At 70.9% G+C, this 23,203-nt stretch carries 21 protein-coding genes; 8 read left to right on the forward strand and 13 right to left on the reverse strand.

Translation table 11 applies throughout. The features are described 5' to 3' along the window. Window positions 1–69: 69 nt before the first annotated feature. The 6 genes from EFK50_RS20450 to EFK50_RS20475 form a co-directional block, all read right to left on the reverse strand. The gene (locus EFK50_RS20450) at window positions 70–1,041 is read right to left on the reverse strand and encodes a transporter substrate-binding domain-containing protein (protein WP_183407941.1); all 972 of its coding nucleotides are present in this window, start codon (window positions 1,039–1,041) and stop codon (window positions 70–72) included. Window positions 1,042–1,174: 133 nt separating this feature from the next. Further along, a complete protein-coding gene (locus EFK50_RS20455) occupies window positions 1,175–3,112 on the reverse strand; it encodes an acetoacetate--CoA ligase (RefSeq protein WP_123229433.1) in 1,938 nt (645 codons plus the stop codon). Window positions 3,113–3,157: 45 nt separating this feature from the next. Beyond that, on the reverse strand, window positions 3,158–4,801 hold the full coding sequence (locus EFK50_RS20460) for an FAD-dependent oxidoreductase (RefSeq protein ID WP_123229434.1): 1,644 nt from the start codon (window positions 4,799–4,801) through the stop codon (window positions 3,158–3,160). A gap of 69 nt (window positions 4,802–4,870) precedes the next feature. Continuing rightward, complete coding sequence (locus tag EFK50_RS20465; RefSeq protein WP_123229435.1) at window positions 4,871–5,272, reverse strand: DUF6069 family protein; 402 nt, start codon at window positions 5,270–5,272, stop codon at window positions 4,871–4,873. A 52-nt stretch (window positions 5,273–5,324) separates the two neighbouring features. Next, window positions 5,325–6,311: an RNA polymerase subunit sigma-70 gene (locus EFK50_RS20470; RefSeq protein WP_123229610.1), complete on the reverse strand. Its 987-nt coding sequence runs from the start codon at window positions 6,309–6,311 to the stop codon at window positions 5,325–5,327. An 86-nt stretch (window positions 6,312–6,397) separates the two neighbouring features. After that, entirely contained in the window at window positions 6,398–6,766 is a 369-nt protein-coding gene (locus EFK50_RS20475; protein WP_123229436.1) for a DUF4345 family protein, read from the reverse strand. A 64-nt stretch (window positions 6,767–6,830) separates the two neighbouring features. Between EFK50_RS20475 and EFK50_RS20480 the strand changes: the two genes are divergently transcribed. The 6 genes from EFK50_RS20480 to EFK50_RS20505 all read left to right on the forward strand — a co-directional run bounded on the left by EFK50_RS20480 (window position 6,831) and on the right by EFK50_RS20505 (window position 12,218). Beyond that, a complete protein-coding gene (locus tag EFK50_RS20480) occupies window positions 6,831–7,613 on the forward strand; it encodes a helix-turn-helix domain-containing protein (protein ID WP_123229611.1) in 783 nt (260 codons plus the stop codon). Between the two features lie 36 nt (window positions 7,614–7,649). Next, window positions 7,650–8,615 (forward strand): epimerase, encoded by a 966-nt coding sequence (locus EFK50_RS20485; RefSeq protein WP_123229437.1) that lies wholly within the window; start codon window positions 7,650–7,652, stop codon window positions 8,613–8,615. 30 nt (window positions 8,616–8,645) lie between these two features. Next, a complete protein-coding gene (locus tag EFK50_RS20490; RefSeq protein WP_123229438.1) occupies window positions 8,646–9,989 on the forward strand; it encodes an MFS transporter in 1,344 nt (447 codons plus the stop codon). Continuing rightward, complete coding sequence (locus EFK50_RS20495) at window positions 9,986–10,591, forward strand: hypothetical protein (protein ID WP_123229439.1); 606 nt, start codon at window positions 9,986–9,988, stop codon at window positions 10,589–10,591. The genes EFK50_RS20490 and EFK50_RS20495 overlap by 4 nt, the downstream gene beginning before the upstream one ends. An 88-nt stretch (window positions 10,592–10,679) precedes the next feature. After that, complete coding sequence (locus EFK50_RS20500; RefSeq protein ID WP_123229440.1) at window positions 10,680–11,138, forward strand: MerR family transcriptional regulator; 459 nt, start codon at window positions 10,680–10,682, stop codon at window positions 11,136–11,138. A 39-nt stretch (window positions 11,139–11,177) separates the two neighbouring features. Next, window positions 11,178–12,218 carry an NAD(P)-dependent alcohol dehydrogenase gene (locus EFK50_RS20505; protein ID WP_123229441.1) on the forward strand — a complete coding sequence of 347 codons (1,041 nt, stop codon included), beginning with the start codon at window positions 11,178–11,180 and terminating at the stop codon, window positions 12,216–12,218. Between the two features lies 1 nt (window position 12,219). On the opposite strand, the gene EFK50_RS20510 is transcribed toward EFK50_RS20505, so the two are convergent. Next, window positions 12,220–14,127, reverse strand: a complete 1,908-nt coding sequence (locus EFK50_RS20510) for a penicillin-binding transpeptidase domain-containing protein (RefSeq protein ID WP_123229442.1) — start codon at window positions 14,125–14,127, stop codon at window positions 12,220–12,222. 66 nt (window positions 14,128–14,193) lie between these two features. Here EFK50_RS20510 and EFK50_RS20515 point away from each other — a divergent pair, with 66 nt between their 5' ends. Further along, a complete protein-coding gene (locus EFK50_RS20515; RefSeq protein ID WP_246004254.1) occupies window positions 14,194–15,474 on the forward strand; it encodes an MFS transporter in 1,281 nt (426 codons plus the stop codon). A gap of 55 nt (window positions 15,475–15,529) precedes the next feature. Here the strand turns inward: EFK50_RS20515 and EFK50_RS20520 are convergent, their stop codons facing one another. From EFK50_RS20520 to EFK50_RS20540, 5 genes are all read right to left on the reverse strand, one after another. Then, the gene (locus EFK50_RS20520; RefSeq protein WP_246004255.1) at window positions 15,530–17,962 is read right to left on the reverse strand and encodes a penicillin acylase family protein; all 2,433 of its coding nucleotides are present in this window, start codon (window positions 17,960–17,962) and stop codon (window positions 15,530–15,532) included. Window positions 17,963–18,016: 54 nt separating this feature from the next. Next, entirely contained in the window at window positions 18,017–18,799 is a 783-nt protein-coding gene (locus tag EFK50_RS20525; protein ID WP_123229444.1) for a crotonase/enoyl-CoA hydratase family protein, read from the reverse strand. Then, window positions 18,796–19,071, reverse strand: a complete 276-nt coding sequence (locus EFK50_RS20530; protein WP_123229445.1) for a DUF1905 domain-containing protein — start codon at window positions 19,069–19,071, stop codon at window positions 18,796–18,798. Before EFK50_RS20530 ends, EFK50_RS20525 begins: the two co-directional genes overlap by 4 nt. Before the next feature lie 183 nt (window positions 19,072–19,254). After that, entirely contained in the window at window positions 19,255–20,163 is a 909-nt protein-coding gene (locus tag EFK50_RS20535; protein WP_221177495.1) for an alpha/beta fold hydrolase, read from the reverse strand. Window positions 20,164–20,236: 73 nt separating this feature from the next. Then, on the reverse strand, window positions 20,237–21,742 hold the full coding sequence (locus tag EFK50_RS20540) for a flavin-containing monooxygenase (protein WP_123229446.1): 1,506 nt from the start codon (window positions 21,740–21,742) through the stop codon (window positions 20,237–20,239). 211 nt (window positions 21,743–21,953) lie between these two features. Here EFK50_RS20540 and EFK50_RS20545 point away from each other — a divergent pair, with 211 nt between their 5' ends. Continuing rightward, a complete protein-coding gene (locus tag EFK50_RS20545) occupies window positions 21,954–22,301 on the forward strand; it encodes a hypothetical protein (RefSeq protein WP_123229447.1) in 348 nt (115 codons plus the stop codon). Here the strand turns inward: EFK50_RS20545 and EFK50_RS20550 are convergent. Next, window positions 22,288–23,121, reverse strand: coding sequence for a dienelactone hydrolase family protein (locus EFK50_RS20550; RefSeq protein ID WP_123229448.1), 834 nt, complete (start codon window positions 23,119–23,121; stop codon window positions 22,288–22,290). The genes EFK50_RS20545 and EFK50_RS20550 overlap by 14 nt on opposite strands. Between the last annotated feature and the right edge of the window lie 82 nt (window positions 23,122–23,203).

Raw genomic sequence — 23,203 nt, forward strand, 5'->3', positions numbered from 1 at the left:
TCGATGGTGGATACGTCTGTGCCGCCGGTCGTGGCGACGCCCGGGGGCGCCGCCACGACGGCCTGCCTGTCAGCCGAACATCGCCGACTGTGCTCCTGCGTTGATGCCCGGGGTCATCTGGCCGTCGCCGAGGTTCCAGCGCTCCAGGGCGTCCTTGTAGTAGCCGTCCGCGACGAGCTTGTCGAGAGCGGCGAGGACGGCCTTGGCGACCTCGTCGCCATCCTTCGCCACGGTGAAGCCGTAGTACGTGTCGGTCGGGGTCGGCGGGGCGACCTTGTCGATCTTGTCACCGCTGGCCGAGCCCCAGACGACGTAGCTGGCCGGCGTGAAGAACGTGTCGATCCGGCCGGACTTCGCAGCCAGCAGTAGCGCCGGCACGTCCTCGAAGTAGGACACCTTCGGAGCGTCCTTGCCTGCGTCGGCGCAGGACTTGGTCATGTCCTCGATGATGTCGATCGAACCCTTCACCGAGCCGTAGGTCCCGCCGCAGAAGTCCTCCCACGACTTGATCTTGCCGACGTTCGTCCCCTGGACCGCGAGCACGTAGTTCGACTTGAAGTAGTCGACGAACTGGTACGTCGCCTGCCGCTCACGGGTGTCGGAGTTGGTCGAGAACGCGATGTCGACGCGCTTGGAGTCGATCGCCAGCAGCTGCGAGGCCGTGGTCGGGTAGACCGAGCCCTCGATCTTGACGCCCAGGATCTGAGCGATCGCGGCCTGCAGGTCCGGGACCATGCCGGCGACCGTGCCGGTGTCCTTGCCCGGGATCGTCAGCGGCGGGTTGCCGGCGCTGAGCGCGGCCTTGAGGACGCCGGAGTCCTGGATCGACTGGGGCAGCATCGCGCGGATGGTGTCGTCGACCTTGTAGTCGGGCTTGAGCTGCGCCTGGCTGGTCAGGTCGCCGGACGAGTCGCCGCCGTCCTTGCCGTCGTCGTCCGAGGACGACCCGCACGCGGCGAGGGACAGGGCGAGGGTCGCCGCGACGGCGACCGCCGGGAGAACGGAGGCACCTCGGCGCCGACCCGTGAATCGAAGGTTCATGCTGCTCCAATCGGATGGCTGCGGGGTTGCACCCGAGCGATGCATCCACGACAGAAATGGAAAGTGTTTCCACAACCTAAGGTCGATCCCTCGACTTGGCAAGGAATTCCGTGGTCTTCGTTACACACAGTTTTCATTCGGCCGTCCGGAACCGGACGAAGTCGAGCAGCGCAGCGGGGTCGTCGGTGGCGTCGAGAGCGCCGATCGCCGCCGGGTCCGCGCCCTGCACGATCCGCTTGACCGGCACCTCCATCTTCTTCCCGGTCCGGGTCCGCGGAACCGCCCGGACCAGCTCGACGCAGTCGGGGACGTGGTGCTTGGACGCGCGCGCCGCCACCACCTCGCGCACCCGCGCCTCCGAGCCCTCGTCCCAGGTAGCCGAGGGCACGACGAACAGTGGCATCCAGTACTCCCCGTCCGCGCGCTCGACCCCGATCACCAGCGAGTCCACGACGTCGTCCAGGGACTCGACCGCGGCATAGATCTCCGCGCTGCCGAGCCGGATCCCGCGCCGGTTCAGCGTGGCGTCCGACCGGCCGTGCATCAGCACCGTCCCGCGCGAGGTCACCGTGATCCAGTCGCCCTGCCGCCACACCCCCGGGTACGTCGAAAAGTAGGCGTCGCGGTAGCGCGAGCCGTCCGGGTCGTCCCAGAACATCACCGGCATCGACGGGATCGGATGGGTCACGACCAGCTCGCCGACCTGGTCGGTGACCGCGTTGCCGGCGTCGTCCCAGGCTTCCAGCGCGACACCGAGCGCACGGGCGCTGATCTCGCCGTCGTACACCGGGGTCGTCGGTGCCGCGCCGACGAAGGAGCCGACGACGTCGGTGCCCCCGCTGACCGAGGCGAGCTGCACCTGGTCCCCGAGGACCTCGCGGACCCAGCGGTTCGCACTCGCCGGCAGGGTCGATCCGGTGGAGGCGATCGTGCGCAACGAGGCCCCGGGTCGCGGCACCACTCCGGCCGCCTCGGAGGCGCCCAGGTAGCCCGGACTGGTCCCGAAGACGGCGACGTCGTGCTTGGCGACCAGGTCCCAGAGCCGCTCGGGGCCCGGATGGAGCGGGTCGCCGGCGTACAGGACGGCGGTGGCACCGAAGAGCAGGCCGCACACCTGCACGTTCCACATCATCCAGTTCGGGGTGGTGTACCAGAAGAACGTGTCCTCGGGCCGGAGGTCGGTGTGCAGCCCGAGCGACTTCAGCTGCTCCAGCAGGACGCCGCCGTGGCCGTGCACGATCGCCTTGGGCTTGCCCGTCGTACCGCTGGTGAAGAGGGCCCACAGCGGGTGCGCGAACGGTACGGCGACCGGCGGGATCGGCTCGCCACTGGTCGCGAGCGCGTCGGCCCAGCGGGTGACCGCGACCGCCGCCCGGACCGGCTCGCCGGTGGTGACGACCGCCGTCAGGGTCGGGAGCAGTCCGCAGAGCTCGGACGCCGCGTCAGCACGGTCGTGGCGACGGCCGCGGAAGGCGTAGCCCGTCCCGGTGACCAGCACGGCCGGCTCCAGCTGCGCCAGCCGGTCGGCTGCGGCACCCGGACTGTAGTCCATCCCGACCTGAGCCCAGAGCGCGCCGAGGGTGGCGGTGGCGAGGAAGGCGACGACGCCCTCGTAGCCGTTCGGCAGGTACCCGACGACCCGGTCCCCCGGCCCGATGCCGGCGTCGCGCAGGAACCGGGCCATCGCGGCGGTGTCGGCCCGGAGCCGTCCGTAGGTCCAGGTGTCGGTGGCGCCGTCCTCGTGCTCGACGACGACAGCCGTGCGAGCCGGGTCGACGCCCCGGCCGACGTGGTCGACCAGGTTGAGTTCACTCCCCGGGAACCAGTCGGCGCCAGGCATCGTCGGGTCGCGGAGAACCTGCTCGGGCGGAACGGCGAACCGGACCTCGAAGTAGTCGGCGAGCGCTCCCCAGAACGCTTCGGGGTGCTCGATGCTCCACCGTCGGAGCGCCTCGTAGTCGTGGTCGGCCGCGGCCGGTGCGGCCCGGTGCTGCCTGACCCAGCGACCGAAGTCGACGATCCGCGAGGCCGCGGCGGCCTCGGAGCGGGGGGTCCATGCGGGCTGGTGCATCGCTTCTCCTTGCTCGGCCGGCCGAGCCAGCCGCGAGTGGGTGGTTCAGGAACGCCAGGAAGGCAGCCGCCCGGAGGCGGCGAGCCGGGTGCGGATGCCGCCGTCCAGGTTGCTGACCTCGATGCCGTGCTGCGCGAGGATGCGCGCGGCCACGTGTCCGCGCTGGCCGACCGCGCAGTAGACAACGACGCGCGGCCCGACCTCCGCGAGTCGGTCGCGGAGCTCGTCGAGCGGCAGGTTGACCGCTCCCGGGAGCGCCCCTCTGGCGAACTCGGCGACGGTCCGGACGTCCACGAGCTGCGCGCCCGCGGCGACCTCGTCGTCGAGCCCGTGCCACTGGACGGTTCGGCTGCGGCCGTCGCGGAGGTTCTCGGCCATGTAGCCGAGCATGTTGACCGGGTCCTTGGCCGAGCCGAACTGGGGCGCGTAGGCGAGCTCGAGCCCGGCGAGGTCGCTGGCCCGGATCCCGGCGGCCATCGCCGTGGAGATCACGTCGATCCGCTTGTCGACCCCGGCGCCGCCGACCGCCTGGGCTCCGAGGATGGCGTCACTGGCGGCGTCGACGACCAGCTTCAGCGCCATCTGCTCGGCACCCGGGTAGTAGCCGGCGTGGTCGAACGGGTGCGAGTGCAGTACCCGGATCTCGTCACCGCGGAGCCGGCAGACCCGCTCGCTGTCCCCGGTCATCGCGACCACGGTCCCGAGCACCTCGACGATGGCGGTGCCCCGGGTCATCCGCCCCTGCGGTTCGTGCCCGCTCAGCACGTCGGCGACCCGCCTGCCCTGGAGGTTCGCGGTGTTGGCCAGCGGCACCTCGCGCAGCCCGTACGGCGATCGCTTCGCGACGGCATCCCCCACGGCATAGATGTTCGCGACGTTGGTGCGCTGGCCGTCGTCGACGTAGATCGCGCCGGTCGCGGAGACCTCCACCCCGGCCGAGACGGCCAGCGAGCTCTCCGGGCGGACGCCCGCACTGAGCAGGACCAGGTCGGCAGCGACGCGGGTGCCGTCGGCGAGCACGACGGCGTCGTCGCTGACCGACACCACTCGGACCCCGGTCAGGACCGTGACCCCGGCGGCACGGAGCCGCTCCTCGACGGGCGCCGCCATCTCGACGTCGACCGGCCCGAGCACCTGCGGAGCCGCTTCGAGGAGGGTGACCGCGAGGCCGCGGCGGACGAGGTTCTCGGTGACCTCGAGCCCGATGAACCCGGCCCCGATGACGGCGGCCGTCCTCGCCCCGGAGTCGATCGACGCGATGATCCGGGCGACGTCGTCGAGGTCGCGGCAGGTGAGCGCCCGATCGATCCCCGGCAGGTCGGGTCGGACCGGCGCGGCACCGGTGCTCAGCACCAGGTTGTCGTAGGCCAGGTCGAAATCCGTCCGGGTGGCGAGGTCGCGAACGGTGACGGTGCGCTGCCCGGCGTCGACACCGACGACCTCGTGCTCGACCCGGACGTCGAGTCCGAAGCGCGCGGCGAGCGAGCCCGGCGTCTGCAGGAGGACGTCGCCCTCGTCCTCGATCACGCCGCCCACCAGGTAGGGCAGGCCGCAATTGGCGAAGGAGACGTGCGGCCCGCGCTCGAGCACGACGATCTCGTCGCCCTCGTTGAGTCGGCGCAACCTGGTCGCCGCCGACATCCCTCCTGCCACTCCGCCCACGATCACGGTCCGTCGAGGTTGCGTCATCCCGTCATCGTAGACCGATATGGAAACGGTTTCCACAGATGCTTTGAGTTCGCCTGACTCGACGACGCGTCAGCCAACCCGGGCGAGGCTCCTCGCCAGGCTCGGGATCATCACCGCCGCGGCCAGGAGGTGCAGCCCGACCAGGGACATCGCGGTGGCCGCACCTGCCCCGACCAGAAACGGCGGCACCAGCGAGACCGCGGTCAGCGATACCGCCGACACGGTGAATCGCCGAGCGGGGCGGGAGCTCCACCGTCGGAACGCGGCGGCGAGGAGCAGGCCGATGACCGAGAAGACGCCGGTCACCACCGCGATCCCGGAGACCGGGATCGTCTCGTCGCCGTCGGCGATCGCGAAGTCGACGCCGACGGCACGCGCCAGTGCAGCCGCGACCGTGGTCGCGGCTACCGCAGCGAGCACAGCACCGACGCCGGTCCCGACAAGACGTCGGGTCTCGTGACGCTCGGGCATGGCGGGACCGATCCGCCCACGGAGTCCGCGGGCACCGTTGCTCCGCACCGGACTACTCGCCGCCCGCCGGCAGCCGCTCCGGCAGCCCGAGGCTCGAGAACCGGTCGGCGTGGAAGGTGGTGATCTCGGCGATCGCCCCGCCCGCGATCCGCAGGACGTCGATCGTCAGCGGCAGGTACGCAGCCTCCTGGTCCGACCACTGGTAGAAGCCGATCGCGGGCTGCCGGTTCACCGACGTACCGACGGTGCGGAGTCCGGTCATCCCCTCGAAACCGCTCTCGACCCAGTAGTCGACGACCACCTCGCGGCCGACGTACAGGCCGGGTGTGGGCGGCATCGAGGTGCGGACGTCGTCGCGCACCATCGCCGCCAGCTCACCGATATCGGTGGCCACGCTGGCGTCGGTGTAGCGGCGTACGAGCTCACGGGTCTCGACGTCCTGGTCACCGTCGGTCCAGTCCTGACGCTCGGCGGGCAGGTGCTCGCGCATCCCGGCGCGGGCTCGCTGCAGCGCGCTGTTCACCGAGTTCACCGAATCACCGAGCAGCTCGGCGACGTCCTTCGCCGGCCAGCCGACGACGTCCCGCAGGATCAGGGCGGCGCGCGGACGCGGGGCGAGGTGCTGGACGGCCACCAGGTACGCCAGCTCGATCGTCTCCTGCGCGACCGCGAGCGCCTCGGGCTCGTCGGCGTCACCGGCCGGCAGCTCGTCGAGCAACCGGTCCGGGTAGGGCTGCAACCACAGCACCTCGCCTCCGGTCGCGGCCTTCGGGCGGCGCTGGTCGAGCAGGTCCAGGCAGGCATTGGTGGCGATCCGGTAGAGCCAGGCCCGGAACGTCGACCGACCCTCGAAGGTCTCCCGCCGCCGCCACGCCCGGAGGTACGTCTCCTGCACGGTGTCCTCGGCGTCCTCGAACGATCCGAGCATCCGGTAGCAGTGCACGTGCAGCTCCCGCCGGTGCCGCTCCGCCATCGCCGAGAACTCCGCCTCGTCCACCTCGCTCATGCCCAGCTCCTCCACCCGCGTCTGCACGCTCATCACCGTCATCCTTCCGTCTCATCGTGTCCTGTCACACGTATGACGGCTGCGGGCGCGAGAACTCATCACCGGAGCCCGTACGACGCTCAGGCGACGAGCAGGAGCACCCCGCCCGCAATCGCCTCGACGCCGAAGTAGAACCAGATCGGGTAGAACCGCACCGACGTGTCGACGAGCCGGGACACCAGCCGACCGGCCGCCATCCCGAGCAGCGCCACCCCGACCGTGGTGACGATGCCGGCCCGGAGGTCGTCGCCGAGGTCGAGTGCTGCCGCGCCGAGCACCGCGCTGATCGCCACCCCGAACCCGCCGTAGACGGCGCGGACCTCCGACCGGCTCTCGGGTGTCTGGACCGAGAGGTGGAACGGCGCCGCGAGCGCTGCCGGCGCGGCCAGGGCATAGAGGCCCATGCCGAGGAAGAAGACAGCGGCGACGACGATGACGGTGGTGTCCATGGGGCTCCCTGAGTTCGGATCGGAGGGCTCGACCGAGCCTTGTCTCCGTGCGATCATCGCCCGCATGGTCACGGTGCCGCTTCCGGAATCGTGCTGCGACGCCGACCAGGCGACCGTGTGGCTCTGGTCGGGGCACGCGGCGTACGAGGGCCCGTCCTTGCAGCTCGACGTGCACTCCGGCTCGGTGCACTGCTTCGCGCTCGGCCTGGACGCGCCGTTCCTGCTCCGCTCCGAGGGGACCGCGGAACGGCAGGTACGGAGCGCCCTGATCCCCGCCCGTACGCCGCACCAGCTGGTCGCGGACACCGGCCGGATGGTGTTCTTCTACGTCGACCCGAGCGCTCCCGGTGCGGCCGGTCTGGACGAGCAGCTGACCGACCGGTCGACCACGATCACCGTCCACCACCGCGACGAGGCAGCCCTGATCTCGGCCTGGCGGTCGAACCCGTCGGCGGGACCGGAGCTTCTGCGACGCCGCCTCCTCGGACCGGTCGACGCCGCACCGGTCGACGTACGGGTCCGGTCCGCGATGCGCCTCCTCCGCTCCCAGCCCGCCGACAACGCCAGTGCGGCCGAGATCGCCGCCGCGGTCGGACTCTCCACGTCCCGCTTCCTGCACCTGTTCTCGGCCTCCGCGGGGACGAGCTTCCGCCGCTACCGGATGTGGGCCCGGATGTGCCACGCGGCCGGCGCCCTGGGTGACGGTGCCGACCTGACCACGGCCGCGATCGCTGCCGGCTTCTCCTCGCCGAGTCATTTCAGCGACACCTTCCGGGCGATGTTCGGGCTTTCGGCGAGCGCGCTGCTCGCCGGACCGACGCGTCTCCTCATCGCGACCGACGAGTGAATTTGAACATGTTCAAATAGTGCGTACAGTGGCGGTATGCGCATCGTCATCCTCGGAGGAACAGGCCAGGTCGGCGGCATCCTCCGACGCTGGTACGCCGCCGCCGGCCACGACGTCGTCGTGCTCAGCCGCCGCCCCGAGACCCTGGAGCCAGGAGTTCGGCACCGGGCCTGGGACGGACGCACCGTCGGCGACTGGGCCGAGGAGCTCGACGGTGCCGACGTCGTCGTCAACCTGGCCGGGCGCACGGTCAGCTGCCGCTACACCGAGAAGAACCTGCGCCAGATGATGGACTCCCGGGTCGACTCGACGCTCGCGCTGGGCCGCGCCCTCGAGCTGACCGCGCGCCCGCCGGCGCTCTGGCTGCAGATGAGCACCGCGACGATCTACGCCGACCGGCGGGACGCCGCGAACGACGAGGCGACCGGGATCATCGGCGGCCACGAACCAGGCGTGCCGTCGTACTGGGAGTTCAGCGTGCGGATCGCCCGCAACTGGGAGGCGGCCCAGCAGGAGGCGACCCTGCCGCGGACCCGCCGGGTCGCGCTCCGCTCGGCGATGGTGATGAGCCCCGACCGCGGCGGCGTCTTCGACTACCTGCTCTGGATGGCCAGGCTCGGCCTCGGCGGCCCGGTCGCCGGCGGCGGGCAGTACGTCTCCTGGATCCACGCCGACGACTTCTGCCGCGCGATCGACTTGCTGATCGACCGGGAGGACCTCGACGGGCCGGTCAACCTCGCCGCCCCGGGCCCGCTCCCCCAGCGCGAGCTGATGCGCGACCTGCGCCGAGCGTGGGGTCACCGCCCCGGACTCCCCGCCACCCGGGCGATGGCCGCAGTCGGTGCCTGGGCGCTGCGCACCGACACCGAGCTGCTGCTCAAGAGCCGGCGAGTAGTGCCCGGCCGGCTGCTGGACGCCGGGTTCGAGTTCCGGCACCCGACCTGGCCCGACGCTGCCGCCGACCTGGTGGCGGCGGTGCGGGACCGGCGTGGGCGCGGCTGACCTCACGGCAGCAACTGCCAGGATGAACCCGTGCGTCGTGCCGTGGCTCCCCTGCTCGCCATCACCGTGGCGCTGGTGCTCGCCGACTCCGCGGTCGTCACCCTCGCCCTCCCGGACATCCTCCAGCACCTGAACACCGACGTCGACCAGGTCGCCTGGGTGCTGATCGCGTTCAACATCGTGCTCGGCGTCGCGGCGGTCCCGGCGGCCCTGCTCTTCGGGCGCACCCAGCCGCGGATCTTCACCGCCGTCGGGATCGCGGTGTTCGCCCTGGCCTCGGCGTGGTGCGCGCTCGCCGGCTCCATCGACGTGCTGATCGCGGCCCGGTGCATCCAGGCGCTCGGCGGTGCCCTGGCCCTGGTCGGCTGCCTGGAGCTGCTGGTCGCCGCGCAGGGCGATCGGCGCGGGCTGGCGGTCTGGGTCTCAGCCGGAGTGATCGGTACGGCGACCGGTCCGGTGATGGGCGGGCTGCTCACCGAGGCGATCTCCTGGCAGGCCATCTTCGTGGTGCAGGTGCCGTTCGCGGCGCTCGCGGTGCCGGCCGCGCTCGCCGTACGGGCTGATCCGGAGCCGGCCGCGGACCGGCACCGGCCGGCCGTCCGCCCCAACCTGACCCTGGCGCTGTTGTCGGCCGCGCTCACCGCGGCGCTGTTCCTGCTGGTCCTGCTCGTCGTCGAGGGGTGGCGGCACTCGCCGGCGACCGCGGCGGTGACGGTCTCGGTGGTCGCGGTCGCCGCGCTGGCCGCCCGCCCGCTGGCTCGGGTGCTGCGTTCGCTGCCGGGGGCCGAGGTCGCGGCCGGGTGCCTGCTGATCGCCGGCGGGCTCGCCGGACTCGGGCTGCTGCCGTCGGCGAACCTGGCCTGGACGATCGCCCCGCAGGCGCTGGTCGGTCTCGGGCTCGGCCTGACCGTCGACCACCTCACCGCCCAGGCCATGGAGATGCGACTGCCGCGGGCCAAGCACGCGGGCTGGACGATCGCCGCCCGGCACGTCGGCGTGGTGCTCGGGCTCGCCGTCCTGACCCCGGTCTTCACCGCCGACCTGAGGGACGCCCAGGAGCCCGCCCAGGAGGCGATCACGTCGCTGGTGCTGGATGCTCCGCTCAAGGCGGCCGACAAGATCGCCCTGGCCCAGTCGCTCGGCGACGCCCTGGTCGGTCAGGAAGGCCGGGTCCCCGACCTGCACCAGGCCTTCGTCGAGGCGAACTTCGCCCCCGAGGACCGTACGGCGGCGGCCAGGCTCGAGCGCGACCTCGACCTCCAGCTCGAACGCGCCGCCACCCAGGCGTTCCAGGCCTCGTTCCTGATCGGCGCCGGGTTCGCCCTGGCCGCACTCCTGACCGTGGTCGTCCCGCGCCGCCGGAGGGCACCGTGAACCTCCGTCTCCTCGGCCTGCCCGCGGTCGCGCTCGCCCTGGTGGCCGGCGTGCTCGGGATCCAGCTCGCCCACGGCGGCGGCTCGTTCGAGCCGACCCGGACCGCCGACCCGTGCGCCGCCCGCCAGGTCGACTCGGTCTCCGCGGGCATCGACGGACTCACCGAACGCCTGGTGCTGCTCGGCATCGACGGCGCCGCCTGCCGGCTGCACCTCAGCCGGGAAGCGCTGACCCTCGAGCTCGCCGAGCCCGAGCCGCCGACCGACGCCGAGCTCGCTGCGCTGCGCCAGGGCCTGCTGGACGCCGTCCGCCGGATGAAGGCCGACGGAACGCTGCCGCCGGCCTCGGCGCTGGTCCGGGAGGCGCTGGACGCGATCGAGCTCAACGGTCTGCTCAAGGCGGCGATCCTGGCGCTCCCGGACGCGGTGGTCGACGCCGCCCTGAAGACCGACGACGTCCTGACCCGGACGATCGACGACCTCGACCTGCGCGACCTGCTGACGAACCTCGAGGACCCCGACGATCTCGCCCGGCAGATCGAGCCGGTACTCACCCGGGCCGTCCAGGACTCGCTGACCGAGCGGCTGCGGAGCCTGCTCTGACCGGTCCTGCCGCTTCCTGCACCCCGGCAAGAAATGCCGATCACGTCGGCTTTGACTTCAAGTACTTGAAGTTCCTACGGTCGTAGGCATGAGCACCGGCACCACTCAGCACACCTACACGATCAAGGAAGCCTCCGCGCTGACCGGACTCCCGGCCAGCACGCTGCGCTACTACGAATCCATCGGCGTGATCGCGCCGATCCCGCGCGGTGCCAGCAGCAAGCACCGGATGTACGACGAGGACGACCTCGACCAGCTGCTGTGGATCGCCTGCCTGGCGGCCACCGGGATGGCCGTCAGCGACATGCGCAAGTACGTCGCGAACGGGCAGCGCGGACCGTCGGCAGCGTCGGAGCAGATCGAGCTGCTCACCGTGCAGCAGCAGCGGCTGGCGATCGAGGCCGAGCAGGTCGCCCTGCGGCAGCGGTACGTGCGGATCAAGCTCGACTTCTGGCACGCGACCGAAGCCGGCGACACCGAACGCGCCGAGCTGCTCTCCGGCGAGGCCCGCGTCCTCGCCGACGAGCTCAAGCAGATCAAGAAGTAGCCCCCACCCACCCAGCTTCGACATCGAGGAGACACCACCATGCGCGTGAACGCCTACGCCGCACCCGCCGCCGGCGAGCCGCTGGCCCCCACCACCATCGAACGCCGTGCCGTCGGACCGAACGACGTGCTCATCAAGATCCAGTACGCCGGCATCTGCCACTCCGACATCCACACCGTCCGCGGTGACTGGGGCGCGCAGCCGTTCCCCGTCGTCCCGGGACACGAGATCGTCGGCACCGTCCTCGAGGTCGGCGACCAGGTGACCAAGCACCAGGTCGGGACCCGGGTCGGCGTCGGCTGCCTGGTCAACTCCTGCGGCAAGTGCAGCAGCTGCGTCCGCGGTGACGAGCAGTACTGCCTGGACGGCGCGGTCGGCACCTATGCCGCCGAGGACCGCGACGGGACCTTCACCCACGGCGGCTACTCGACGCACGTGGTCGTCGACGCCGACTTCGTGGTCACCGTCCCCGACGGCCTCGACCCGGCCGCCGCTGCCCCGCTGCTCTGCGCCGGCATCACCACGTACTCGCCGCTGCGGCACTGGGACGCCGGCCCGGGCACCAAGGTCGCCGTGGTCGGTCTCGGCGGGCTCGGCCACATGGCCGTGAAGCTCGCGCACGCGCTCGGTGCCGAGGTCACCGTGCTCTCGCAGTCGCTGAAGAAGCAGGAGGACGGCCTGAAGCTCGGCGCGGACCACTACTTCGCGACCTCCGACCCGGCCACCTTCACCGAGCTCGCCAGCAGCTTCGACCTGATCATCAACACGGTCAGTGCGAGCGTCGACGTCAATGCCTACCTCGGCCTGCTCGCGCTCGACGGCACGCTGGTCAACGTCGGCGCCCCGCCGAAGCCGATGCGGGTCAACGCGATGTCGCTGATCGGTGCCCGCCGCTCGTTCGCCGGCTCGATGATCGGTGGCATCGCCCAGACCCAGGAGATGCTGGACTTCTGCGCCGAGCACGGCATCGTCTCGGAGATCGAGGTGATCGCGGCCGACCAGATCAACGAGGCCTACGAGCGGGTGCTCGCCTCGGACGTCCGGTACCGGTTCGTCATCGACGTCTCCACGCTCGACTGACTCACCGGGCGGCGCGCAGGAACGCGTCCAGTACCGGACCGGCCGTCCGCGACCCGGACTGCCCGGTGTCGACGAACACCGCGACGGCCAGGTCGCCCTGCGCGCCGACCATCCAGGCGTGCGTCAGCAGCGGCGTCTTGGTGCCGTACTCCGCGGTGCCGGTCTTGGCGATCACCGGCGGACCGGCCAGCGACCCCAGGAACGAGCCCGAGCCGCTGGTGACCACGGCGCGCATCAGCTCGCGGAGGCTGGCCGCCTCGGCCTTCGTCAGGGGCTTCGCCGGGTCGGCGGCGGGACGTTCCAGGCCCCCCACCAGCGCCGGTACGACGGTCGCCCCCTTCACCACGCTGGCCACCACCGCGGCCATCGCCATCGGGGAGGCGAGGATCTTGCCCTGGCCGATCAGGTCGGCCGCCGCCTCGGTCTCCCCCTGCGGCGCCGGCACCTGGCCGAAGTACGCGGGGAAGCCGAGGTCGTGGTCCACGCCGAAGCCGAGCGCCGCCGCGGCATCGGCCAGCGCGGTGCCCTTGATCCTGGACCGCGAGGAGATGAAGGCGGTGTTGCAGGAATTGGCGACGGCGTCGCGCAACGTGATCCGGCCGAGCTTGCCGGACGGGTAGTCGGAGTAGTTCTTGAACTGCTTGCCGTTGACGCTGATCGTCGCCGGGCACTGGACCGGCGAGCTCGGCTTCAGCCCGGAGCGCAGCAGCGCCAGTGAGCTGACCACCTTGAAGGTCGAGCCGGGGGCGTACTGGCCGAAGGTCGCGGTGTTGTAGCCCTTCGACCCGGGTCCGCTCGCCGCCGCCAGGATCTCGCCGGTCGACGGCTTGATCGCGACCAGCGCGCTCGCCGGGCCGTAGCGCTCGAGGAGGTCCTGGGCCTTGCCCTGCAGCCGCAGGTCGAGGGTCAGGTCGAGGTCGGTCCCCTTGGTGGGCTCCGCCGAGAAGAGCACCCGGGGAGTGGCATCCTCGTTCAGGTCGGACGCTTCCTCGACGACGTGCTTCGCGCTGACCTTCACTCCGGGAACGCCGCCGAGCTGCTCGTCGTACCGGGCCTGGAGACCGGACAGCCCGGCGTCGTCGCCGGCCCGCAACCGGCCCTTGCTGTCCTTGATGATCTCGGCGGTGGCCGGCCCGACCGTGCCGAGGAGTGCCGCCGCGAAGTCCTTGGTCGGCGCCAGCGGCAGGTGGTCGGAGATCGAGCGCCCGCCCTTGACCGCCTCGACCCGGCCGATCAGCGAGCTGGACACGTCGGCTCGCCGGAGCACGATCGCCTCTACGAACGCCTTCGGTCCGGCGGCCTTGACCTCCTTGACGAAGTCGGCGGCGGAGACGTCGAGCACGGCGGCGAGACTGGCGGCCGAAGCGGCGGCCGCCGCACCGGGGACCAACGTCTTGTCGATGCCGAAGCGGACCACCGGCCTCGGTTCCACGAGCGCCTTGCCGTCGCGGCCGATGATGTTGCCGCGCTCGGGCTTGATGCCGGTGACGACCAGCTCCTCGGCATCGACCAGCGAGGACTCGACGATCGAGGGCTTCCAGACCGTCTTCCAGGTCTCGCCGCTCTTCACCAGGTCGGCCTCGGTCTCGCGGTCCCAGACGGCACCGTCCCGATCGCTCTTCCACGCCAGGGTCGCGGTGGCCTTGTCGCCGTCCTGCTCGACCCCCGTGACGGTGACCTCGGAGGCGAAGCTCTTCAGCGGCTTGGTGAGGGTGGTGAACCGGGCCGCGGCGTTGTCCTCGGTGAACGGGATCTTCGCGACGTCGCCGCCGGCGAGGGCTTCGGCCAACTCCTCGGCGGCCTTCTTCGCGCCGTCGTCGTCACCCCCGAACGGGCCGCAGGCGGAGGCGAACAGCGCCACCACGATCAGGAGCGGGAGGAGCAGCCGGAACCGGCGCCGAGATGTCATGCGTCGATACGACCAGACCACACGGCCCCGTTCAAGGTGAACCCCCGCCAGGCGTAATCTCCCTGGGTGCAGATCAGGGGGCTCTTCGCGGACACGACGCCGCTGCGCAACGCCCACTTCCGCAGGCTCTGGACCGCGAACATGGTCACCGTCGTCGGGGCCCAGCTCACCGTGGTCGCCGTGCCGGCGCAGATCTACGCCGAGACTGGCTCCTCGGCGTACGTCGGCCTGACCGGTCTCTTCGGGCTGGTCCCGCTGGTGGTGTTCGGCCTCTGGGGCGGCGCGCTGGCCGACGTGATGGACCGCCGGACGCTGCTGATCATCACCACGGTCGGGCTGATCGGCACCAGTGCCGGGTTCTGGGTGCAGGCTGCCCTGGGTGCCGGGAACGTCTGGCTGCTGCTCGGGTTGTTCGCGGTGCAGCAGGCGTTCTTCGCGGTCAACCAGCCGACCCGCAGCGCGATCCTGCCGAAGCTGCTCAACGACTCCGAGCTGCCCGCGGCGAACTCGCTGAACATGACCGTGCTCCAGGCAGGCGCCATCGCGGGCCCGCTGGTCGGTGGCGCGCTGATCCCGGTGGTCGGGTTCTCCTGGCTCTACCTGGTCGACACGATCACCCTGTTCGCCACCCTCGGCGCCGTCGTACGGCTCCCGAAGCTGCCGGTCGAAGGCGCCTCCGGCACGCCGGGACTGCGCGCCGTGATCGACGGGCTCAGCTACCTGCGCGGGCACCCGGTGCTGATGATGAGCTTCGTGGTCGACCTGATCGCGATGGTCTTCGGGATGCCGCGGGCACTCTTCCCGGAGATCGCGCACCTCGACTTCGGCGGCCCCTCCGAGGGCGGCCTCGCGTTCGCGCTGCTCTTCGCCGCGATCCCGCTCGGGGCGGTCCTCGGCGGAGTCTTCTCCGGCTGGGTCTCCCGGGTCGAGCGCCAGGGTCTCGCCGTCATCTACTCGATCGTGGTCTGGGGCCTGGCGATCGTCGGCTTCGGCCTGGCGGTCTCCTTCGCCGACACCACCGCCCGGACGGCGATGCTCGCACTCGCCGTCCTGATGCTGGTGATCGCCGGCGCCGCGGACATGGCGTCGGCGGCGTTCCGGATGAGCATGCTCCAGGCGTCCGCCTCGGACGCCGTCCGCGGCCGGTTGCAAGGCGTCTTCATCGTGGTGGTCGCGGGCGGACCGCGGATCGCCGACGTCGCCCACGGCGGTGCGGCGGCCGTGGTCGGGACCGCGGCCGCGGCCGCCGGTGGTGGCGTGCTGGTAGTGGTGCTGGTGATCGTCGCGGCCTTCGCGGTGCCGGGCTTCATCCGCTACCGGCTGCGCCCGGCACCCGCCGGCGATTGAGCACCGCTTGTCACGCACGTCGAGCTAGCCTCGGACGTCGAGCTTGTCTCGGACGTCAGTTCCCGCTGATCCTGATCGCGCTGATCTTCTGCGCCTTGATCTGCGCCGTCGTCCAGGGGAACGAGACCCACTTCTTCTGGCTGAAGAGCAGGGTCTGGTCCTTCGACCACGGCGACCGCGGGTTGTCGGACTGGCCGTAGGTCAGGATCGTCTTCGCGTCGACGAGCCCGTTCGCCAGGAACGAGATCGCCTGGATGTGCGAGGACCCGTAGGTGATCGGCTTCAGGAATCCGCCGTTGGCGGACGGCCCGCGGCCGGCCAGTGCGTTGGCGTTGCCGGCGTCGTCACCGGAGCCGCCGCCGAGCGGGATCGGCGGAGCGCCGCGGTCACCGGCCACCTGCACCGAACCCCAAGTGGCGTTCATCGGGATGTTCTTCGACCGCAGGTAGGCGATCGCCTCCTTCATCGCCTTGATCACCTTGCCGTTGGTGACGTCCAGGTCGCGCGGAGTGTTCATCGGGTCGGCCGAGCTGAACGGGACCTTCCAGTAGGTCTCGCCGCCGAGCAGCCCGCCGCCGGGGAGCCGCTTCACGAACTCCTCGAAGATGTGGTTGCCCCGGCTGGTGATGTTGGAGTGCTTGTCCCAGGCGGCCAGCACCGGGCAGGCGTCGCCGCCGTTCGCGGCCTGGCAGACCTTGACCAGCGCGGCGGTGCCCATCACCTCGGCGCCCATCACCCGGTTCTGGTGCTCGAAGCCGCGCAGCACCGCCGGGGTCACCTTGCCGACCTTGACCCGGTCCATCACGTACCGGCTGACCACCTTGGTGCGCAGCGTGCGCTGGCAGTTCTCGCAGCCGATGATCTTGGCGTAGCCGGTCAGCCGCTGGGCAGGGTTCGGCAGCCAGTAGGAGTCGTTGGCGTTCATCACCCAGTCGCTGCGGTACGCCGCCGGCAGGTTCTTGGTGCCGAAGATGCCGGGTCGCTGCGCGTCGGCGTCGGTCTTCCACTTGCAGATCCCGTCGGCGAAGGTGCCGTCGAGGCCGGGCAGGCCGGCCAGCTGCTGGGTAACCCGGCCGATCGGCGTCATGCAGACGTTCGCCATCGAGTTGGGGACGTTCGGGACGACCGAGTGGTCGGCGTACACGACGTCGCCGTTGCGGTCGGCCGCGGTGGTGTTCACCCACGGCATCCCGCCGCCGGCGTCCTGGCGCTTGATCAGGTCGCGGACCGAGGTCGCCTTGCCCATGTTGAGGAAGGTGTCGATCGTGCGGAGCTGCTCGCCGTTGGCGTCGCGGATCGCGAAGAAGCTCAGCGGCGTCCAGCCCATCAGCGTCGCCGGATCGTCGATCACGTAGCCCTGCGGGGTCCGGTACATGTCCTCGGTGACCGTGCTCAGCGACCCGTTCGGGTTCTTCACGACGACCTTCACGACCCGCTTCTCCAGCTGCTTGATCAGGCCGTTGGCGGAGAGGTACATGAACGGCGAGAGCACGGTGCGGTACTCGTACGGCGTGAACCGGTACGCCGTCGAGACGGTGTGGCTCCAGGCCACGTTCCGGTTCCAGCCGATGTTGACCACCGGGGAGCCGATCAGGCTGGCGCCGGCGACGTTGTACTTGCCCGGGATGGTCAGCTGCTGCTGGCTGAACCGGTAGCGGCCGTTCCACGGGAAGTGCGGGTTGCCGAGCAGCATGCCCTTGCCGGTGGAGGTGTCCGCCCGGCCGACGGCGGTGGCGTTCGAGCCGAACGGCGACTTCGGGTCCTTGCCGAGCGCCTTCTTCAGCTCGGCCGAGGTCGGCAGCTCCGGCGGGACGATGCCGAAGGTCGCCAGGCTCGGCAGTCCGGGGTCGGACAACGAGGGCGGGGTGGCGCCGACGATCTGCTTCAGGAAGTTGCCCGTCGAGGCCAGGATGTTGGCCATGTAGACGCCGTACCAGACGTCCATCGCGGTGATGTTCGGCCGGATGTAGGGAGCACCCTTGCAGGCCGGGTCGGTGATCTTCTTCGAGCCGCCGCTCGCCCGGATGTACTTGTTGATGCCAGCCGCGTAGCCGGTCACCATCTGGCGCGCCTCGGAACCGGGGCCGGCCTTCGGGTCGGCGAGCAGCTTCTCGACGACCTTGCGGTTGTGCAGGTCGGTGACCAGCGCGTCGGCCTGCAGGTTGGTGCCGTTCATCGCGACGCCGTCGTCGTAGTGACCCTTCGGCCCGAGGTAGCGGGAGCGCTGGGCGCGGCCGGTCAGCAGCACGTCGGCCAGGATGCAGGTGCTCGTCTGGGCGGCCGCGTACCCGGCGCCGAAGCCGAGCGAGCCGAAGTTCTTCGCGGTGATGTGCGGGATCCCGTGCGCGGTCCGGGTGATCGTCGCCGAGTACTTCGGCGCGGCCGCCTTCGCCGTCGGGGCCGACGTGGCCGGGGCGTTCGTGGCGAGGATCGAGAGAGCGAGAGCACCTGCGGCTGCGCATGCCAGTAGCCGGGTGTGTGAGGTCACCATGTGGTGATAAACGGCTCGAAGGAGTTCCGGTTACGGGTCGGTAACCAGCGATCAGCGGCCCTTCCAGACCGGTGCCCGCTTCTCGGCGAAGGCGATCGGACCCTCCATCGCGTCCTCGCTGGTGAAGACCCGCATCATCGCGGCATCACTGGCCGCCCAGGCGTCCGCCTCGCTCGGGATGGTGCCGTCCACGAGACCGAGCGCGACCTGCTTGCTGGCCTGCACCGAGACCGGCGCGTTGGCGGCGATCACCTGGGCCAGGGCCACCGCGGCGTCCCGGACCTGGTCGGCCGGCACCACCTCGTTGACCAGGCCCCAGCGCAGCGCCGTGGCGGCGTCGATCGGCTCGCCGGTCAGGATCATCCGCATGGCGACCTTCCGGGGCAGCTGCTCGGGAAGGCGGAGCACCCCGCCGGCCGCGGCGATCAGCCCCCGTCGTACCTCGGGGAGACCGAAGGTCGCGGTGTCGGCGGCCACCGCCAGGTCGCTGGCGAGCACCAGCTCGGTGCCGCCGCCGAGGGCGGTGCCGTTGACCGCCGCGATCACCGGCTTGGCGATCGGGTGCTGCACCATTCCGGCGAACCCCCAGGTCTCGGTCCCGGGCGGGTTCAGGCTCTCCCCGCGCGAAATCGCCTTGAGGTCGGCGCCGGCGCAGAAGGTCTGGTCACCGGAGCCGGTCAGGACGACGGCCCGGATGTCGATGTCCTGGTCGGCCTGCTCGAGCGCGGTGCCGAGACCGAGCGTGAGGTCGGCGTTGACGGCGTTGCGGGCCTCAGGGCGGTTGAGCGTGACGATCAGGACGTGCCCGTCCCGCTCGGTGAGGACGGCGGTCACTTCTCGATCCTCTCGGTCACCACGACGTGCACGCTGTCGCCGGCCTCCTTGCCGATCTTCACCCGGATCGCGGACTTCACCGGCAGCTTGTGGTTGCCGTCGCCGAGCGCCATGAACGAGGACTCGAACGGCTCCCCGTCGACGGTGCCGCGGACCTTGACCAGCCCCTTGGTCCCGAAGAACGCGGCGGACTCCGGCCAGATCACGTACGACCAGCCCCCGGGCTTGTCGGACCTGACCACTTCAGCGTCGAACGCGACCAACGGCTCCATGCCGCCCATCATGCCCGCGCCCGGCAGGAGATGACAGCGCCTTCCCTGCCCGCCGCCCGCCGCCCGTACGCCGACATGCAAATGTCGCGGGTGGGGCTGCTGAGCGCCCCAGCGTGCACACGCGCGACATTCGCAGGTCGCTGTACGAGCACACGGCGCGGGATCGCACCGCCGGCCGAACGCTCAGCCGCGAGCAGTACGCCGGGCCGCCTGGACCTCGTCGACGAAAGCGCCGGCGACGGCGACGAACTCGGCGGGCCGCTCGACCTGCGGCATGTGGCCGGTGTCGGCGAAGACGTGGAACCTCGCCGCCGGCAGGGCGGCCTTCGCCGCGTCCACCTGGTGCGGCGGCAGGATCTTGTCGGCGTCGCCCCAGATCACCAGGATCGGGATCCCCGACGCCGCGACCCGGCCGAGCAGCTCCCGGCGCCAGCCTGCCTTCACGCCGACCACCGGAGCGCCCAGGGTCGCCGCGGTGCCGAGGAAGGTCGCCCGGAAGTCCTTCTGCTTGGCCAGCTTGCCGGCGTGCCGGAACTGGTCCGTGGTCGCCAGCGACCGGTCGAAGAACAGGTCGCGGATCGTGTTCGCCCCGGCCTCGCGGGCCCGCGGACCGAAGGTGCCGGCCAGCCCGGGCAGCTGGGCGAGCACGCCGTACGTCATCGGCAGCGCGGAGATGTTCACCTCGCTGCCGAAGCCGACGCTGTTGACCAGGGTGACGCTCGCGACCCGGTCCGGGTGGTCGACGGCCAGCGTCATCGAGACGCCGCCACCGAGCGAGTTGCCCATCACGTGCACCGGCTCGGTGACGCCGAGGGCGTCCAGCAACCCCGCCATCGCGCGCCCGAACGCCGGCAGTCCCGGACGTTCCCGGCCCTTGCGGCTGTAGCCGAACCCGGGCAGGTCGGTGCTGATCACCCGGTGGCCGGCGGCCGCGAGCAGGTCCTGGGACTCGTTCCAGTCCTCCAGGCTGCGCGCGATCCCGTGGATCAGCAGGATCGGCGTACCGTCGCCGGGACCGGAGACCCGCACCCGGAGCGGGACGCCGCCGACCTCGACCGTGCTGGTGCCGGTCGCGGGGAACGGACCGCTCACAGCGCGAGCCTCCGAGCGCCCGAGCTTGCTCGAGGCCGAGGAGGGGAAGCGCTGTTGACGAACGCAGTGAGGATCATGCCGACGCCTTCACCCCTGCCGCGGCTGTCCTGGGCGGGCTGAACTTCAAGGTCTTGTGCAGGTCGCGGCGCATCGTCGTGGCCGAGTCGAGCAGGTAGTTCTGCCGCACCCGCCACGCACCGCGGTGGCCCTGCTGGGGGAGGTCGCCGAGCGCGCGCTGGACGTAGCCGGACGCGATGTCGAGCAGCGGCCGCCCCTCCAGCGGACCGTCCGGAACCGGGATGACCGACGCGGCTCCGACCTTGTCCATCTCGTTGATCACCTTGCAGACCAGCCGCGAGGTCAGGTCGCCACGCAGCGTCCAGGACGCGTTCGTGTAGCCGACGCAGAGCGCGAAGTTCGGCAGCCCGGTGAGCATGCAGCCCTGCCACACGAAGTTCTCGTGCAGGTCGACCGCGGCGCCGTCGACGGTCGGCACGATGCCGCCGAAGAGCTGGATCTTGAGCCCGGTCGCCGGGACCACGATGTCGGCTTCAAGCACCTTCCCGCTCTTCAGCCGGATGCCCTCGGGCACGAAGGTGTCGATGTGGTCGGTGACCACGTCGACCTTGCCGCGCCGGATCGCCTTGAACAGGTCCGCGCTCGGCACGGCGCAGAGCCGCTGGTCCCACGGGTTGTACGACGGCGTGAAGTGCTCGGCCACCATCTCGGGATCCTTGAGGATCTTGGTGGTCATCCCGAGCAGCACCTTGCTCGCCAGCTTCGGCTGCCGCTGGCAGAACTGGTACACGCCCATCTGGTAGGCGATGTTCTTGGTGCGGACGACCTTGTGCGCCACCCCGGCGGGCAGCCCGGCCCGGAGCACGTCGGCGACCTTGTCCTTCTTCGGGACCACGCCGATCCAGGTGGGGCTGCGCTGCAGCATCGTCACGTGGGCGGCGTCCTCGGACATCGACGGCACCAGGGTCACCGCGGTCGCGCCGCTGCCGATGATGACGACCTTCTTGCCGGCGTAGTCGAGGTTCTCCGGCCAGAACTGCGGCTTCACGACCAGGCCGGCGAAGTCGTCGATGCCGGGGAAGACCGGCTCGTGACCCTGCTCGTAGTCGTAGTAGCCGGAGCAGGCGTAGAGGAACGAGCAGGTGATCGTGCGCTTGCTCGCCTTGGTCCCGCGGCGGTCCTCCACGTTGACCGTCCAGGTCGAGGTCTCCGAGGACCAGTTCGCCGAGGTCACCTTGGTGCGGAACTGGATCTTCTCGTCGATCCCGAACTCGGCCGCGGTGTCCTTGATGTAGCTGAGGATCGCGGGACCGTCGGCGATCGAGTCCTCGTTGCTCCACGGCTTGAACGGGAAGCTCAGCGTGAACATGTCGGAGTCCGACCGGATGCCCGGGTAGCGGAACAGGTCCCAGGTGCCGCCGATCGAGTCCCGGGCCTCCAGGATCGCGTAGGTCTTCTCCGGGCACTCGGTCTGCAGCCGGTAGCCGGCACCGATGCCGGAGAGGCCGGCGCCGACGACCAGGACGTCGAAGTCCGGGGCGGGATTGAGCCGTGACGTCATCAGGTCCTCCTCGATCGACGCACCGGCGTTCGGCCCGTCGGATCGAGAGTAGCCCGGTTCCGACCGAGTAGTAACTGTGAGTTACACCCTATTGACGAAAGTTCAGTAGGCCGTTTCGGTGCTCGAGAGCGCCCTGAGCGGCCCTGACGGACGGATGGGAGAATAGGAGGCGTGAGCATCCCCATCGCGCGTCCCGATCGAGCACGACACCATGACTGAACCCACCAAGCGCGTCGCGAAGCACCTGATCGACCCGGCCAACCCGCCCCGGCGGGCGGTTCAGCGCGACGACGAGCGGCTGACCCGGGTCAAGCAGTGGGTGATGTCGGTACTCGCGGTCACCACGATCCTGCACCTGTGCGTCGGCCTGATCCTGGCGGCGGTCTTCACCGACACCGACCGGGTCGATGCCCGGATCGGGCTGAACGTGATCGCCGGGATCCTCGGCGTCTCCGCGGTCGCGGCCGGGCTCGCGATCCACAAGAAGAACCCGGTCAGCCCGTGGATCGCGCTCGGCGTGATCCCGGCCATCGCCGGGATGCTGATCACGTTCCGCTGAGCCGCTCCGCGAAGAACGCGAGGATCGCGTCCCGGGCCGCGACCGTCGGCTGACCCTCCTCGTCGATCAGGTGCGCGGTGACGACGCTGTGCGGCGTGCCGACGATCTCGGCGAAGAACGGTGGCGGATCCGGAGCGGCGGCCTCGTCGGGGAGCACCTCCGCGACGAACCGGCTCCCCAGTGCCTGCTGGTACGCCGCGAACCGCTCGGCCCGGCAGTGCCGGTCGCCCGCGAAGCGGTACGCCAGCACGGTGAGGTCGTCGCGCTCCAGGCGCGCCGCCACCTCGTCGAGCTCCGACGGCGCCATGTTGATCCCGGCCGGGTCGTCCAGCGGCAGCGACGGCTGGCACAGCACCGGCGCGAGGACGGCCGGCTCGAGCGTCATCGTCAGGGCGAAGTTGCCGGTGAAGCACATCCCGATCGCGCCCACCCCCGGTCCGCGGCACTCCACGTGCGCGCGCCGGGCGAGCGCCCGCAACCACTGGGTCACCGGGCTGGACTCGTCGGAGGCGAAGGCCCGGAACTCGGCGCTCACGCAGGCCCGCTGCAGCACCTCCAGGCCGGCGGCCGCCTCCGGGTAGGCACCGTCGCGTCCGAAGAGCGAGGGCAGGTAGACGGTGAAGCCGGCGTCGCGGACCCAGCGGCTGAACCGGGCCACGTGCGGGCTGATCCCCGGCATCTCCGCCAGCACGATCACCCCTGGTCCCTCGCCGGAGACGTGCACCACCTTGGTGACCCCGTCCAGGGTGAGCTCGCGACGGGTGAAGTCGGCGAGCGGGTCGGCCAGGTGGTCGTCCGGGTCGTCGTACGGGTCGCGCATCGGTGCTCCTGGGTCGGGGATTGCATTCCATCCGGATCGGAGTGACGATACGAGTGTCTGATTCGACAGTTTTGGGGCTGAT

The sequence above is a fragment of the Nocardioides marmoriginsengisoli genome (assembly GCF_003725695.1).
Lineage (GTDB): Bacteria > Actinomycetota > Actinomycetes > Propionibacteriales > Nocardioidaceae > Marmoricola > Marmoricola marmoriginsengisoli.